General features: G+C 67.7%; 12 protein-coding genes. 10 read left to right on the top strand and 2 right to left on the bottom strand.

Annotated elements, in window-relative coordinates:
- The first annotated feature begins 59 nt into the window (after nucleotides 1–59).
- The 10 genes from KHU32_RS06290 (at nucleotide 60) to KHU32_RS06335 (ending at nucleotide 10220) form a co-directional block, all read left to right on the top strand.
- Nucleotides 60–791, top strand: coding sequence for a DUF6441 family protein (locus KHU32_RS06290; RefSeq protein WP_213669151.1), 732 nt, complete (start codon nucleotides 60–62; stop codon nucleotides 789–791).
- A complete protein-coding gene (locus KHU32_RS06295) occupies nucleotides 788–4816 on the top strand; it encodes a tape measure protein (protein ID WP_213669152.1) in 4029 nt (1342 codons plus the stop codon). The genes KHU32_RS06290 and KHU32_RS06295 overlap by 4 nt, the downstream gene beginning before the upstream one ends.
- Entirely contained in the window at nucleotides 4813–6513 is a 1701-nt protein-coding gene (locus KHU32_RS06300) for a hypothetical protein (protein WP_213669153.1), read from the top strand. The genes KHU32_RS06295 and KHU32_RS06300 overlap by 4 nt, the downstream gene beginning before the upstream one ends.
- Before the next feature lie 8 nt (nucleotides 6514–6521).
- The gene (locus KHU32_RS06305) at nucleotides 6522–7289 is read left to right on the top strand and encodes a hypothetical protein (RefSeq protein ID WP_213669154.1); all 768 of its coding nucleotides are present in this window, start codon (nucleotides 6522–6524) and stop codon (nucleotides 7287–7289) included.
- A 1-nt stretch (nucleotide 7290) separates the two neighbouring features.
- A complete protein-coding gene (locus KHU32_RS06310) occupies nucleotides 7291–8151 on the top strand; it encodes a tail fiber protein (protein ID WP_213669155.1) in 861 nt (286 codons plus the stop codon).
- A complete protein-coding gene (locus KHU32_RS06315; protein WP_213669156.1) occupies nucleotides 8148–8606 on the top strand; it encodes a hypothetical protein in 459 nt (152 codons plus the stop codon). The genes KHU32_RS06310 and KHU32_RS06315 overlap by 4 nt, the downstream gene beginning before the upstream one ends.
- Nucleotides 8606–8983: a hypothetical protein gene (locus KHU32_RS06320; RefSeq protein ID WP_213669157.1), complete on the top strand. Its 378-nt coding sequence runs from the start codon at nucleotides 8606–8608 to the stop codon at nucleotides 8981–8983. Before KHU32_RS06315 ends, KHU32_RS06320 begins: the two co-directional genes overlap by 1 nt.
- Nucleotides 8980–9174 carry a hypothetical protein gene (locus KHU32_RS06325; protein WP_213669158.1) on the top strand — a complete coding sequence of 65 codons (195 nt, stop codon included), beginning with the start codon at nucleotides 8980–8982 and terminating at the stop codon, nucleotides 9172–9174. The genes KHU32_RS06320 and KHU32_RS06325 overlap by 4 nt, the downstream gene beginning before the upstream one ends.
- 168 nt (nucleotides 9175–9342) lie before the next feature.
- Nucleotides 9343–9987 (top strand): structural protein, encoded by a 645-nt coding sequence (locus KHU32_RS06330; protein WP_213669159.1) that lies wholly within the window; start codon nucleotides 9343–9345, stop codon nucleotides 9985–9987.
- Complete coding sequence (locus KHU32_RS06335) at nucleotides 9984–10220, top strand: hypothetical protein (RefSeq protein WP_213669160.1); 237 nt, start codon at nucleotides 9984–9986, stop codon at nucleotides 10218–10220. Before KHU32_RS06330 ends, KHU32_RS06335 begins: the two co-directional genes overlap by 4 nt.
- Nucleotides 10221–10385: 165 nt before the next feature.
- Here the strand turns inward: KHU32_RS06335 and KHU32_RS06340 are convergent, their stop codons facing one another.
- Both KHU32_RS06340 and KHU32_RS06345 read right to left on the bottom strand, forming a co-directional pair.
- On the bottom strand, nucleotides 10386–11411 hold the full coding sequence (locus KHU32_RS06340; RefSeq protein WP_213669161.1) for a P63C domain-containing protein: 1026 nt from the start codon (nucleotides 11409–11411) through the stop codon (nucleotides 10386–10388).
- A gap of 1945 nt (nucleotides 11412–13356) precedes the next feature.
- Nucleotides 13357–13788, bottom strand: a complete 432-nt coding sequence (locus KHU32_RS06345) for a PRC-barrel domain-containing protein (RefSeq protein WP_213669162.1) — start codon at nucleotides 13786–13788, stop codon at nucleotides 13357–13359.
- Between the last annotated feature and the right edge of the window lie 154 nt (nucleotides 13789–13942).

The raw sequence follows: 13942 nt of genomic DNA on the forward strand, positions 1-13942 counted from the left end.
CACCTCATTACCCCTCCCCGCGGCCCAAGCCGCTCACCTGCTCATGGAAGGATGCACGGATGCGCCTTGCGGCTGCAATCTCCGGCAATCTGCGCGCGGCCATGGAGCAGGAGGTCCGCGCCACGCCCGCGGCGCTCAAGCGCGCCGTGACGGCGGCGGGCAAGACGGTTCAGGCCGAGCTGCGCGAGCAGGCCCGCGCGGCCGGCATGGTCGACGGCGGGCGCGCGGTGGCCAACTCCTGGCGCCTCACCACCTTCCCGCGCCCGGGCGTCAGCCGGAGCACCCTGCGCCCCGCCGCGAGCATCAAGTCGAGCGTGCCCAATATCGTCGACGCCTTCGAGCGCGCGCCGGTCATCACCCCCAAGGCGGGGCGCTATCTCGCAATCCCCACGGCGCTCAACCGCCAAGGCGGCCGGCGTGGCGCCAAGCCCCGCGTCTCGGTCCAGCAGATGACGCAGGCCGGCGCAGGCGCCTTCACGCTGCCGATGAAAAACGGTCGCGGGAAGCTCTGGTGCATCCGGCTTAACCAGGCCCAGGGCGTCTCCAAGCGCCGTGGGCGCGGCCGTATGCAGGCCTTTGCCGGCAGCACGGGCGTGCAGCTCTACGTGGGCAATCGGCGCGGCCAACAGGCCCATCTGCGCGCACAGATCGAGCGAGGCTATGCCGTGATGTATCTCCTCCTCCCCAGCGTGCAGGCGCCCAAGCTCCTGCGTGTCGCGGAAACTCGTCGCCGCAGCGGCGATGTGCTCGCCGCTGAAATGGTGCGTGAGCTGGGAGCCCTGCCGAAATGAGCGGCTCTGCTGCCCGTACCGTCGTCATCCGCCTTGCGGTTCAGGATGATGACGTCCGCAAGAAGCTGGAGGCACTAGGCGAGCGGGGTGAGGTCTCGCTCAAGCAGATCGAGAAGGCGGCGAACGACGCGTCGCCCGGCATGCTCAGGCTCGCATCGGTCACCGATGGCGTCTCGCGCAGCATGGGTGGCTTTGGCGCGGCCCTGATCTCGCCCACGGCCGCCGTCTCGGCGCTCACCACGGCGGCGGTCGGCGCGGGTATCGCGATCGCCAAGGTTGGCGACGAGATGGTCCAGACGCAGGCCCGCCTGACGGCCGCCACGGGCAGCGCCGAGGCGGCGGGGCGCGTCCTGGCCGACCTCACCAAGCTCGGTCAGCAGACCGGCGTCTCGGTGTCGGAGAGCGCCGGCGCCTTCGCGCGCTTCGCTATTGCGGCCCGCGAAGTTGGCGCCACCAACACCCAGCTGGTCGCGCTGGTCCGAACGGTGCAGCAGGCCGGCATTATCGCCGGCGCCTCGACGCAAGAGACGACGGCGACGGTGCTGCAGCTTGGCCAGGCGCTCGCGTCGGGCCGTCTCCAGGGTGACGAGCTCCGCTCCATCATGGAGAGCATGCCGAACCTCGCGGAGGCCTTGGCCCGGGCGCTGAACGTCAGCGTGGGTCGGCTGCGCGAGATGGGCTCCGAGGGGAAGCTCACCGCTGAGGTCGTGATGAACGGCCTTGGCCGGGCCGGCGAGCAGATCAACGCGCAGTTCGAGCGCATGCCCGTGACGATGAGCCGGGCCTTCGACATCCTCGGGGTGTCGATGACCGGCTTCATCGGCCGCCTGGATCAGGCCCTGGGCATCTCTCAGGCCATCGCTCGGGCAGTTCAGGCGGCAGCTGCTGCCGTCAATGGGGCGACGGCAGCGATCACGCCGCTCACGCCCACGCAGTCGGTCGATGCGGACATTTCGGCATCTGACGCTCGGTTGGCCGAGATCCGGGCTGAGATGGCGCGTCTCACGGGCACCGCCGTCGGCCCCAGCGCCATACGGCGCGGGACCATCTCGCGCACCATGCAGGAGACCGCCGCGCAGGCAGCAGGGCCGGACACGCGCCTTGCCGATCTGCAGGCCAGGCTGGACGCGGAGACCCGCGTCATGGCCCAGGCGCTGGAGCGCCGCAACGCCATCGCCCGCCAGGAGCAGGATCAGGCCGAGGCGGAGGAGGCAACCGCCAACGCGCGCCGCACGGCTGCGGCCCGGGCCGCCTCGACGACCGCCTTCAATACCACGCGCGACAGCCTGGACCGTGAGCGCAAGCTTCGCGAGGACCACCGCCTCGCCATCGAGGTCATTGACCGCGGGCTTATCGTCGGGGCCACCAATCAGGCCGAGGCCACTCGGCTGCGGGATCTCGCGAACCGCCAGCTCGAGGACGGGTTGAAGCGGCTCACCGGCACGCAGGGCCGTAACAACGAGGCGCAGCGCGAGGCCAACGATCTGGCGCGCGAATACAATACGCTCCGGCGTGACACGTCCGGCGTGCTGACGATGAATGAGGCGGATACCCGGATGGCCCGGGAGATCACGCAGCAGATCCGTGGAACGCAGGCCGATCCAGCAGTGCGCCGTCGGGAGGCGGCGAAGGAGCAAGAAGACGCGCGGCGCGACGCTGAGCGGACGGCCAACAGCATCGAGACTGCTTTCGCTGGGGCCTTCACGCGCGCCTTTGAAAGCGGCGCCGACGCCGGCCGCAGCTTCCTGGAAAGCATCGAGCGGGGCGTGAAGTCCCTCGCGGCTACCATCGCCTCGCAGCTGGTCTTCCGGATGGCGGTCGTCCCGGTTGTGAATAGCGTCGGAAGCTCTCTCGGCTTCGGCTCGAACCTGCTCGGGATGCCGAGCTCGCCGATCGGCGGCCTCAACTTCGGTGGGCTGTTCGGGGGCGGCTCGCCGGTGGCGAGCGCTGCGGGCTCAGCGAGCGCAGCTATGCAGCGGGGGCAGCAAACCGTCGGCCTGACCGGCGCGGGGCGGATCACGGGCCTAAGTGGAATAATGAGCTACGGAGGCGTGTCGAATACCGGCTGGGCTGGTGTCGACGGCTTTCTCAACACGACCTTTTCAGGCCAACCGAGCCTGGCCGCGAATATCGGCGCGCAGACCTACAACGGCCTTCCGGTCGTTGACAGCATCTCTGGGTCCGCTGCCACCTATGGCAATGTGCTCGGCGGCGGCGCGGCCATGCTGGGCGGCGCTTACGGCATTTACTCCGGCATCCAGAAGGGTGGCATCGGAGGCGCTGTGGGCGCCGTTGGCGGCGCGGCCGGCATGTTCGGCGGCGCCGCCACCATGGGCCTGCTCGGCCCGGCTCTTGGCGCCCTCGGCCCGGCCGGCATGATCGCGGCGGCCGTGCTCTCGATCGCTGGCGCCCTCCTCCCCGGGCAGAAGCCTTCGGGCCGCGGTCAGGAATTCCGCTACGATCTCGGGTCAGGCGACGTGGAGCGCAACGGCCTCGGCGGCAATCGCTACAGCGCAGAGAACGCGTCTCAGGCTGAGCTTGCGACGCGCGGTATCGTCGACCTCGCTAACCGGCTCGGCCAGCGCCTGGGGGGCGTCCGCAACGATGGCCAGGTGGCCGTCGGCGTCACCAGCTCGCGCGGCAATGGCCCGGGCACGCTGTACCTCGAGGTCAACAACCAGCGCGCGCAGTTTGCCAACGACGAGGACGGCGCGAAGCAGTTGGCTGACAGGGCTGCGGAGCTGCTCATTGGCCAGCTGCGCGACCGTGCGCAGGGTGACTATCGCAGCATCCTCAATGCGTCGGGCAACAGCGTCGAGAAGCTCGACGAGAATCTGACCTGGTACGAGACCACCTACAAATCCCTGACCGGCGCTGCGGACGCGACTTCCGCCTTCGCCACGCAGCTCAAAGGGCTCACCGACCAGTGGCAGGCGAGCATCGACAAGGCCAACGAGCTGGGCCTTGCGACGTGGCGCCTCAACGAGCGCCGAGACGAGGAGATCGCCAAGCTCTACGCCCAGCGCGACCTACAGGTGCGGAGCTTTGATCTCGGCCTCGATCTCCGTGCGGCGCAGGCAGCGGGTAGCGCCAACGCCATGGCCGGTGCCGGCACCGCGCAGCAGGTCGCCCTCCTGCAATTCGACCTGCAGGCGGCGCAGCAGATCGCACAGGCCAGGGAGACGCTGGAAGGCCTGGGCCTGACATCGGACGAGGTGACGCGGCGCATTGCGCGCAACGAGCAGGTGCTCGGCCAGGAGCGCCTGGCGATCATCGAGCAGGTCGCCGCTGCGCAGCGCCAGCTCTACGAGGGCGCGGTCAGCGCGGATCAGGATTGGGTCATTCGTGCCAAGCGTTCCGAGGGAGATGGTCTGGGCGCGGATCTGATCGACTTCGACCGCCAGTCCCGCGTGGCGGTCGAGCAGTCCAAGGCGGCATGGCAGGCGGCGGGGATGACGGCGGAGGATATCGCCGCGCGTATGGTCTGGATCGAGCAGGCGCTTGCTCGTGAGCGGCTGGCGATCGTCGAGCAGTACGCGGAGAAGGCCCGCGCGGCCGAAGAGCAAGCCCGCGCGGCCGAGCAATCGGCGGCCGGCTCCGCCCTGAGCGTCGTGACCTCCATGCGCGACTATGTGCGCAGCCTTTCCACCTCGGATGCGGCGGCCGGCACGGTGATGGATCGCTACGCGGCCGCGAACGACAACTTCGGCGAGATCTATCGGCTGGCGAGTGGCGGCGATGCCGCATCCATCGCCGGTCTGCAAGGCGCGGCCGAGACCTATCGCGCGCTGGCGCGGGAGATCTACGGCGGCGGCCAGGGCTATGCCGACGCGATCCAGCTGATCGGGGATCGACTGGACGGCATCTCGGGAATGGGGGCGGACGCTTTGACGCAAAGCTTTGTGCGGGAAAACGCGCGGGAGAATACCGACCGCATCGTCGATGCGCTTGCGGATCTGCGGCGCGAGAACGCCTCCCTCCGCCGCGACATCAACATGCTGATGATGCGGCCGGCGGCGGCATGAGCGGCCCCCACGCTGCCCAGGCGCATGGGGCGCTGCCTCAGCTGCCGTCGCCCGAGGCGCCGCCCCAGCCTGGAATTCCGCCCGCAGCCTACGATCCGCGCATGGGCGGGGCGCTCGTCTGGCTGGTCGACATCGAGGCCGCGCGGGATGGCGGAACCTTGCCCCAGGCCGGCCGACCGCATGCCGCGGCCGCGCATGGCGCTCACCCGCCCGAGTTCCGGCCGGCCGGCGGTTTGGAGACGATCCGCGTCAGCGACCTGGGCTGGCACGGCGCGCTGCCCTATCCGCCGCTGCTGGTCGGCGGGCCGGACATCGAGCGCCGCGTGGCGCTGGCGCCCGGGGCGGCCGACACCTTCGCCTGGGGCATCGTCAGCTTGGCCTCGCCAGGCCTCGTGCCCGGAACCGCTCTCGAGGGCCGTGATACCGCGCTGCGCCGCCTGCGCGTCCGCGCCGGCCTGCAGGGATGGGACGCGACGCGCGGCCTCATCACCGACCCGCCGGCCTCGGGCCTGATCGATGTCTTCAACGGCATCGGCATGACCTGGCGCGCGCGGGACGGCGGGGCCGAGGTGCCGCTGCGTGATCCTTCCGCTTGGCTCGACGCGCCGATCGGCATCCGGCGCTACCTCGGCACCGGAGGCTCCGAGGGGCCGGCCGAGCTGGCCGGCCAGCCCTGGCCTATCGTGCGCGGCGGGTCCGCTCTCGCGCCCGTCCGCAGCTGCGGCACGCAGCTGCTGGACAGCCTCACCCAGCTCTACCGCTGGAGCGACCGAGGCACCGTCACGGCGCTCTATGAGGACGGCGCGCCGGTCTACACCAGCGCCGGCCTGGTGCCGGATTGCGCCACGGCGGGCAGCCCCGGGGCGGGGCGCTACTACCACGACGCCAAGGGGCAGGTCCGTCTCGGCTCCCCGCCGCAGGGCGTCATCACGGTTGACGGCTACTCGGGCGGCTTCCTCGCCGCCCTCGTCCTGCGGGATCTGCTGCGCGAGACCTTGGCTCTCCCGGCGGGCATGCTGGACGAGGGCAGTGTCATCGCCACGGCCGCCTCAGTGCCCTACGCGGGCGGCTGGGCCTGGACGGGGCGGGAGACGGCCCGCGAGGCCATCCAGCCGCTCCTGGCGGCCCTGGGCGCCCGTCTGGTGGCTTCCCGATCCGGCGGGCTCCGGCTGTGGCCCCTACGGGCTCTGACGGCCAGCGCACGGCCCGTGGCACTGTTGGACCCTGCCTCGGCCGTCTCCGTCGTGCCGGTGCCATTGGATGCGCCCTTGGTCCCGCCGGCGGCCGCCTGGACGGTCGGCTACGGGCGGACCCACGTCACGACCACCACGCCCAAGCCCAGCGTCTCGGCTGAGGAGCGCGCGCGCCTGGAGCAGCCCTACCGCACGGCGCCCTGGGCCGATCCCGCCAACCTGACCCGCTACGCCCAGGCCTCGCGGCCCGATGTGGTTGAGACGGCGCTTCTGCAGCGGGCGGATGCGCTGGCGATGGCGGCCGCGCTCGGCGGGCTCTGGGGCGTGCCGCGCACGCTCTGGCAGGTGACCATGCCCACGGCCTCGGCTCTGCTGCGCGAGATCGGCGATGTCGTGTCGTTGGCCTGGCCGGCCGACGGTCTGCGCGCCGGCCGGCTGGGTCAGGTGGTTGGCGACAGTATCCGGGCGGGCGCCGACGAGGCCTCGCTCCTCATCCTCGTCTAGGGGGCTCCATGGCACTGTTCGGCTGGCAAAATGCGGTGGAGGCCGCAGGGGTGGCGCTGACCGCCTCCTCGGCCGCGGCGGGCTACGGGCCCGAGGCGCTGCGCGTGCCGATCGGCAATCCGTCGGTGGCGTGGATGACCGCCTTGGGCGTGACCTCGGCCTCGCTGGTCATCGCGGCGCCCGGTGCGATCGACTGGCGCGCGGTGTGCCTCGCTCGAACGAACCTCACGCCAGCCGCGACGATGCGGGTGCGCGTTGGCGGCCCGCTCGCGCCTGACTATGACAGCGGCATGGTGCCGGCCGGCGTAAGGGTCGGCGTAGGCCAGGGCCTGCATCTGCTTCCGGCAGCGGTGCCCGGCACGCTGCTGACGATCGATATCGCCGATCCAGGCAATCCCGACGGCCGGCTCAACGTGCCGCTCGTCTATGCCGGGCCGGGCGCGGAGATCGCCATCGCACCGCAGTCCGATACGGGGCTCGATATCCGCCGCGGCGACGTCATCACGCGTGGCGGTACCGTACTGACGCAGGCGCTCTCCGCTGCGCGGTCCTGGCAGATCAGCGTCGGCTTTGCGCGCGACGCGGCGTTGGGCTGGCTCGACGAGCTCGAGTCCGCAGCGGCGGCTGGGCGCAACGTCCTTTTCATCCCGCGCCTCGCCCATCCCCGCGCTGCGGGGGAGGCGATTTTCGGCCTGCTCGCGCCAGGCCGCCGCGGCTTCCTCGGCCCGTCCGGCCTCTACCGGATCTGGGCTGCCACCATCACCGAGAGGCTTTGACATGCTCGCAGATCGCGTCATGTGCGCGGTGCCCAACCCGGGCGTCGTGGACGTTGGCAGGACCATCACGCTCGGCGCCGCACCGAACGGATTTCGCAGATTTCTCACCGCTTTCGGGGGTGCCAAACCCGCCTATTTCGTCCTGTCCGACGGCGCGGAGCGAACCATCACGGGCGTCTGGACCGTCAATGCGACGACGCCCGAGACGGCCACGATCACCAGGATCATCGGCAACGACCGCACCGGCGACACCTCCGGCGAGACGTTCGGCGGGGACTGCGTGGCGTGGAACGAGGTGCCGGCGGCGGAGGTGGTCGCCTTCGCTGCGTTCCAGCGGCTGCAGGACATGTTCATCGGGATGTCGCTCGAATGGAACGGCGCTGCCCTCCCGCCGGGCTTCCTGTGGGAAAATGGCGCGAACCACAGTCGCACGACTTACGCCAAGCTTTTCGCCGCCATTGGAACGACCCATGGTGCAGGTGACGGCACGACGACGTTTGCGGTCCCTGATAGCCGCGGCCTCGTCGCCATCGGCCGAGACAACATGGGCGGCGCCGCCACCGGCCGCATGACGATGATTCCAGGCACCACGCTAGGTGCCAAGGGCGGCAGCGAATGGCTCCACGCGCATAACCACGCGGTCAACGATCCTGGCCACACCCATCTGACGCGGACGCGAACCCAACTCCTGGGCTCAGCGCCCCCAGGCGGAGGCCAGCCGCTCTGGAACGGCGATGATACCTATTACATCAACGCCGCCCTGACCGGCGTCAGCGTCGTCACCAACGGCGCGGGCAACAGCCAGAACGTCCAGCCCGGCATCATCAAAAACAAGATCATTTTCACGGGGGTGTTCCCATGAGCAGTACGATCACGGTCCCGCGCGCCCTCTATGACATGTTCGGGGGCGAGCTGGAGGCGCGCGTGGCGGCCTTCGTCACGGCGCTGGAAGCGCATCAGCTGACAGTCGGCGAGCCAGCGCCTGTCGAGCATGAGGTCGTCGAGGCGCTGGCCCGATCCGGCGCGGAGATTGAGATCGAGGAGCCGCCAGCGACCAACCAGCCGGAGCCGGACCCGTTCCCCCCGCTCACGGCGCGGCAACTGCGCCTGTGGCTCCTCGCGCGCGGCATCACGCGCGCGATGGTCGAGGCCGCGCTTGCCAATCTCCCTGAGCCCGATCGCGAGGTCGCGGAGATCGAGTGGGAATACTCGACGCAGTACCTCCGCTCGCACCGTCTCATCGACCTGTTTGGCGCACTCTTTGACCTCTCGCCGGCCGACATCGACGCGGGCTGGCCCGAGGCGGCGGCTCTCTGATGCCCGCGCCTCGCATCAACATGGAGGTCAGCCTGGGCCACATCATCCAGATGTGCGTCATCGTCGGCGGCGGCCTGATCCTCTACGGCCGGGGCGACGAGAGGGCCGCGAGCACGGCGGCGGCTGTGGCCGGATTTGACGTGCGACTGACGCGGGAACTCGCCGAGGTGCGTGGGTCCATCGACAGCCTGCGGGTGATCGTCAATCCGATCGGCGCGCTCAACACCCGGCTTGCCGAAGTCGAGCGCCGGCTGACGGAGCAGGACACCCGCGACAACGACCAGGACCGACGGCTGGGCGCGCAGGCCGAGGCCATCGCGACCCTGCGCGCCCGGGTGGAGTTCGTGGCCCAGCCCGGCCGGCGCGTCGTGCCGTGAGGGCTTGGCCGCTGCTGGTGCTGCTGGTGGCGGCCTGCTCTTCGCCACCGCCGGCGCCGGCCCCCGACCCGCAAGCTCCTGCGTGCCACCTGCGGCCGCTGAGCATCTCGACCCACGACCAGCTGACGCCCGCCACCTTGCGCGAGATCCGCAGGGTCAATCGCGAGCTGCGCCGGTTCTGCGCCGGTTAGGCCCCTCGCGAACTGGCGCAAATGACCCCGAGCGTCAGGATGGCTGCACCGACTGCGGCAATGAATCCGGCAATGATCAGCATGGAAATGGCTCCTGCCTGCTGGATCTCTAACGCCCTCGCCGCCGGGTAGGCGGCACCCCACCCATCATAGAGAGAGGAGGCGGCTATGGCCGACCCCACGCTTTCGCGCGGCTATCGCAACCGGAACCCCGGGAATATCGACTGGTCGGCCGCCAATCATTGGCAGGGGCAGGCGGGCATTGAGCCGGCTCCGGTCGGCGGGCGCGCGCGGTTCGCGACGTTCCAGTCCCACGAGTACGGCATTCGGGCCCTGGCCATGCTGCTGACCACCTACCAGGATCGGCACGGACTGCGGACCATCCATCAGATCATCTCGCGCTGGGCGCCGGGGAACGAGAACGACACGGGCGCCTATGTGCGCCACGTCGCGCGCATCACCGGCTTCGGCGCGAACGATGTGTTGAACCTGCACACCTACGCCCACCTCCGGCCGCTGGTGGAGGCGATCATCACCGTGGAGCTGGGTGGCCAGCCCTATCCGGCCTCGGTGATCGACGAGGGCCTGCGCCTGGCCGGCGTGCCGCGACCGGTCGAGACGGTGGCGCAGGCTGCCACTACCCAGACCGGGCAGGGCGCGCTGACGGTGGCCGGCATCGGCGCTGCTGCTGCGGCGATCGCGCCAGCGCTTCAGGCGATCGGCACCGCCCCGCAATGGACGGGTGTCGCGGTGGTTGTCGCCGGGCTGGTGCTGGCCCTGGTGCTGGTGCTGCGCAGCCGGAGAGATGCATGAGCCTGCTCCTCGCCCAGCCCTTCGTCCGCAACGTGCTGCTGGTCGTCGGCCTGCTGGCGCTCGGGCTCACGGCCGTGTGGTGGCTGCGTCGCGACGCGGCTTCCGACGCGCTCAACCAAGCCGCGGCGAAAGCGGCCCAGACCCAAGAGAGGATCAGGACCGATGCGGACGCTGCTGCTCGCGCTGCCGAGCGTGATGGTGCTGCTGGCCGGCTGCGCGACGGCACCTTCTAGCCGGCCCTGTCCGCGGGTCACCGAGTTCCCGGCCGCGCTCCAGGCCAAGGCGGCCGAGGAGCTCGAGGGCGCCCCGGCGCTCAAGCAGATGATGGACGGGATGGGCGCGGACCGGGCGTTCAATCGCGCGGTGTGCCCTTGAGGTAGCGGAGATGCCCCCGGCGCCTAATCGTCTTCCGGAAGATCGATCTCGCCTTGCGTCCCAATCTTGGGGAAAGCGATGTCCACATGCCTTTTGAAACTCCCCCAATCGCGAGAGATTTTCATTATCGGGATCAGCTGCAAGATATGATCTCGAAGATCCGGCTGCCCGACATCGGCCGAAAGAAACTGATGGTGCTTGAATTTGCGCCGTTTCGTTAGCTCCTGTGTAGGGTTCAGTTCTCGCAGGCTTTCGATGACACCTGGTGGAAGACGATCATAGACGATGTCGTTCGTGATGTGGCCGAGGAGAGGGGTTTTGGCTTTCCCGACAGGCCATTTCCAACTCTTGAGCCGGTAAATCTGCTTATAGAACTCGTCGGGGAAGCGTTTTGCCCAAGCTAATCTTTCCTCCGCGAGATACAGCGATAGGAGACGATGTAGCTCATCGCGGTCGCGATCCTTCTGGAACCCCGTAGCCTCGTCCACAAGCGCGACGATGCCCACCTTGGCGAAGGCCCGGATCAACGATTCGCATTGCTCGGCGATGTGCAACTGCTGCTTGAGGAGAGCACCGGCCTGCCGCGCCGACAGAACCGCCTCGCACAGCTCTGGTAGAATGGTGGCTTCATAGCCGGACGCGACACTACCGCCGGACGGCACACGGAAGCGAACGGGCTCGGTGATCCTGCTGATCAACCTGCTGGAAACAAACTGAGAAATGGTCTTTCCGGTAGCAAATTTGTGCAGTCGATCACCCTCGCCGGCACCCGCTCCGCCGATAGACATGCCCAAAGCTTTGACGATGCCTCCAAGGGAAAGCACGCGTCTTCCGTCCTCAAGTACATAGCAAGGGATCTCGATGTCCCCGATCTTCAGAGGATGCTCAGCGGAGCCGTGCGTCGCCTTCGGTAGCGACTTCAGAGCATCCCAGCGCGCCGTCGCCCCCGCGCGTGCAACGGCGCTCCGCTCCTCGGAGGTTAACGAACCAGCGCGGGCCTTGCCGCCTTTGCTCTGCTTCGTCCCCTCAATCCCCGGCTTTTCCACCATGGTTACCCCCTGCTTGCTAGTATTCCATCAGGGTATGCTTGCTTGAGCCTTCTTAGCAAGCAAAAATTATATATGAATTTCGATGCTTGCTAGAATTCTCCCGATCGATGCCAGAGAATTGAAGCCCGGCCGGGGAGACCCGCGCCGGGCTTTTTGTCGTGGGTGCCGCCCCTGGTGACTGACTTATCGAGAGGGCTCGACGATCGGGGCCACGCCAGGTGCCAGCGAGCCGGGAGCCGTCGGCGCTGTTCTGCGGGCGCCGCGCCGACCTGCCACCACGCCCGCTGGCGCCTGCTGTCCGGGCTGGACGTAAGTGACGATGGGGCGCCCATCCGCCCCAACACCCGTGACGACTGGCGTGCCACTTGGCGCCAAACTGCCGGCAGCGGGACTCACACGCTCGATGACCGGTCGGCCCTCGTCAGACCCAACGACCCGAGCTTGGCCGGCCGTCACACCACCGCTTACGCGGGGGCCAAGTGTCACGAGCTGGTCCTGACCGTTGATGTTCGCTCGAAGAGCTGTCCCGGGCGGTGTACTGCGCACCACAGACTCGCGAACCATCGCGACCGTCGAGCCAGTTACATCGACGAGTGGGTACATCGCCTCGGGTGGTGCGCCTGAGTTGCACGCCGCGAAGGCGAGCGTGCCACTGAGAACAAGACCCCGTGCAAGCCTGACCATGATCAGTCCTCCTCCCGCGCTTCTAGTTCTGATTCTGACGCACAGGTCGACGGCGGGAGCCGACCCATTTTTCTCTACCGCCGTCAGGCAGGAGACCCCGAAGCGGCATAATCAGCTGAGCAGATTTCGATACGGGAACGGAGTCATTGTTATAGGGGTGTAAATACTTGCCGCGGGCCGACTGGACTGAATGAGTGCGCGCGGTGCTTGCCGACCGGTGGTTACGGCCTCCATCCGGCAACGGCCGTCACCGCAACTGGTGGTGGAATCCGCGGCCGCCCTCAGCCCGAACACGGGCCAGCGGGGCGCCAAATTTAGGCTTGCCTCGGCTGGATACCGATCAGATCATTCCCTGCACAAGTCAATTTCACATAGGGCGTACCCGCGGTGCCAGGCTACCACGAAGTGAACACGCCTCCGAATGCCGGCAGCTGGGCCAGCTTATGCTGGCACAACAGCGGCAGATACGCTTGGCTTGAATTAGTAGGGCACAAAGCGAGATACGCGCCTGGCGGCGGAGACGGTGCGAGAACAGCACTGATTGGTGCCGTCCCGGAAGGGGCCGGCAAGTTTCAGACGGGCAGATGGGCGGCGATTACTGGACAGCAAGTTCGCAGCTTGGGAAGAGACGCAAGCCGCATTCATTTTGGGTCGATTGCAAATGATCAATTTTACCTTGGTGTGCTGAGTAATTGGGAATGGTTTAAGCCTGAAGAGGCAAAGCGGTATGCTGGAGGAGCAAATTTCGGTGCAGGAGTTTCGAGCCTGAATTTTGCACTGGGAGCACTTAAGGCGGGATTTGCGCAGCAATTTCAACCAAAAAGACTACCTTTAGTTCACACAGGAACCCAGCATTCCAACATATCTGTAAATACTTTGAGGAACTACTTGGCCTCTCAAGTTAATAACCTCTATCCTGGCATTCGATCGCCACTTTTCAGTAATGTTGCGCAGCCATATGTGCTGTGGGGTTCTGGCATTCAGCCTCCTGGCCCCGCGCCCCGGCCTGGAGCTGGGCCTGGACCTGACGACGGCGGCTTCGTCCCCGGGGCCGCACAGCATCAGGCCGGGTGAGTCCTCCGGCTAGCCGCTACCGCAGCTGCTAGGGTGCTCGCCCTGAATACCCGGCCGGGGAAATCCGCGCCGGGCTTTTTCGTTTCAGGGCTGTCGCTGCCCGTGGTGTTTTGCGTCCGGGAACACGCGCGAAAAGAACTGATGGCCGATGGCCGAGCGCAATCCTGGACCAGCCGCTGACATCTGTTCAGGTGCGAGCGGGGTAGGTGAACGCGGGCCGCGCCTTGAGACTATCTACCGTGGCGCCAGGAAGCATCCATCGCTCCCGTTCACCATTCCACCGCAGATCGCTCAATGGGATAGCGACATAGCGCTCGCCCATCCCAAGAAATCCGCCGACCGAAAGCACTGCAATTGTGGCACCTCCGGCAGTGTCGACCATCAGATCATGCACCTCTCCGACATTGCGATTTTCTTCGTTAATCACATTTGCGCCGATAATGGTGCTTGCGCGGCGTGCGCTGGACGCCGCTCTCGGCGTTACGACGGTCGTCGTAGGCGGCGATGCGGTCACGGGTGCCGACGGAGCCGTAGTGCCGCTGGTTTGCGCGAGCGCGAATGTGGGCATGGCTAATGCCACAGCGGCCAGCAATGTCCGCCGAATGTGCGAATGAATCATTTTTCTTCCTCCCTCTTCTGATCTGCCTGCAGATCCAACCATTGAACGCCCCAGCTTGGGGATAGTTCCCCGTCGTGGCCTTCTCGGGGGAAAGGGCCAGCGAAGCAGCGGAATATGCGGAGGGTTGAAGCCCGGCCGGGAAGGCCCGCGTCGA

The sequence above is a fragment of the Roseococcus pinisoli genome (assembly GCF_018413645.1).
Taxonomy (GTDB): domain Bacteria; phylum Pseudomonadota; class Alphaproteobacteria; order Acetobacterales; family Acetobacteraceae; genus Roseococcus; species Roseococcus pinisoli.

What these genes read in the sequence shown, in the direction of transcription:
- KHU32_RS06315 (WP_213669156.1), top strand. Translation starts at nt 8,148, where the DNA reads ATGAGCAGTACGATCACGGTCCCGCGCGCCCTCTATGACATGTTCGGG.
- KHU32_RS06320 (WP_213669157.1), top strand. Translation starts at nt 8,606, where the DNA reads ATGCCCGCGCCTCGCATCAACATGGAGGTCAGCCTGGGCCACATCATC.
- KHU32_RS06335 (WP_213669160.1), top strand. Translation starts at nt 9,984, where the DNA reads ATGAGCCTGCTCCTCGCCCAGCCCTTCGTCCGCAACGTGCTGCTGGTC.
- KHU32_RS06300 (WP_213669153.1), top strand. Translation starts at nt 4,813, where the DNA reads ATGAGCGGCCCCCACGCTGCCCAGGCGCATGGGGCGCTGCCTCAGCTG.
- KHU32_RS06295 (WP_213669152.1), top strand. Translation starts at nt 788, where the DNA reads ATGAGCGGCTCTGCTGCCCGTACCGTCGTCATCCGCCTTGCGGTTCAG.
- KHU32_RS06345 (WP_213669162.1), bottom strand. Translation starts at nt 13,788, where the DNA reads ATGATTCATTCGCACATTCGGCGGACATTGCTGGCCGCTGTGGCATTA.
- KHU32_RS06330 (WP_213669159.1), top strand. Translation starts at nt 9,343, where the DNA reads ATGGCCGACCCCACGCTTTCGCGCGGCTATCGCAACCGGAACCCCGGG.
- KHU32_RS06310 (WP_213669155.1), top strand. Translation starts at nt 7,291, where the DNA reads ATGCTCGCAGATCGCGTCATGTGCGCGGTGCCCAACCCGGGCGTCGTG.
- KHU32_RS06340 (WP_213669161.1), bottom strand. Translation starts at nt 11,411, where the DNA reads ATGGTGGAAAAGCCGGGGATTGAGGGGACGAAGCAGAGCAAAGGCGGC.
- KHU32_RS06290 (WP_213669151.1), top strand. Translation starts at nt 60, where the DNA reads ATGCGCCTTGCGGCTGCAATCTCCGGCAATCTGCGCGCGGCCATGGAG.
- KHU32_RS06305 (WP_213669154.1), top strand. Translation starts at nt 6,522, where the DNA reads ATGGCACTGTTCGGCTGGCAAAATGCGGTGGAGGCCGCAGGGGTGGCG.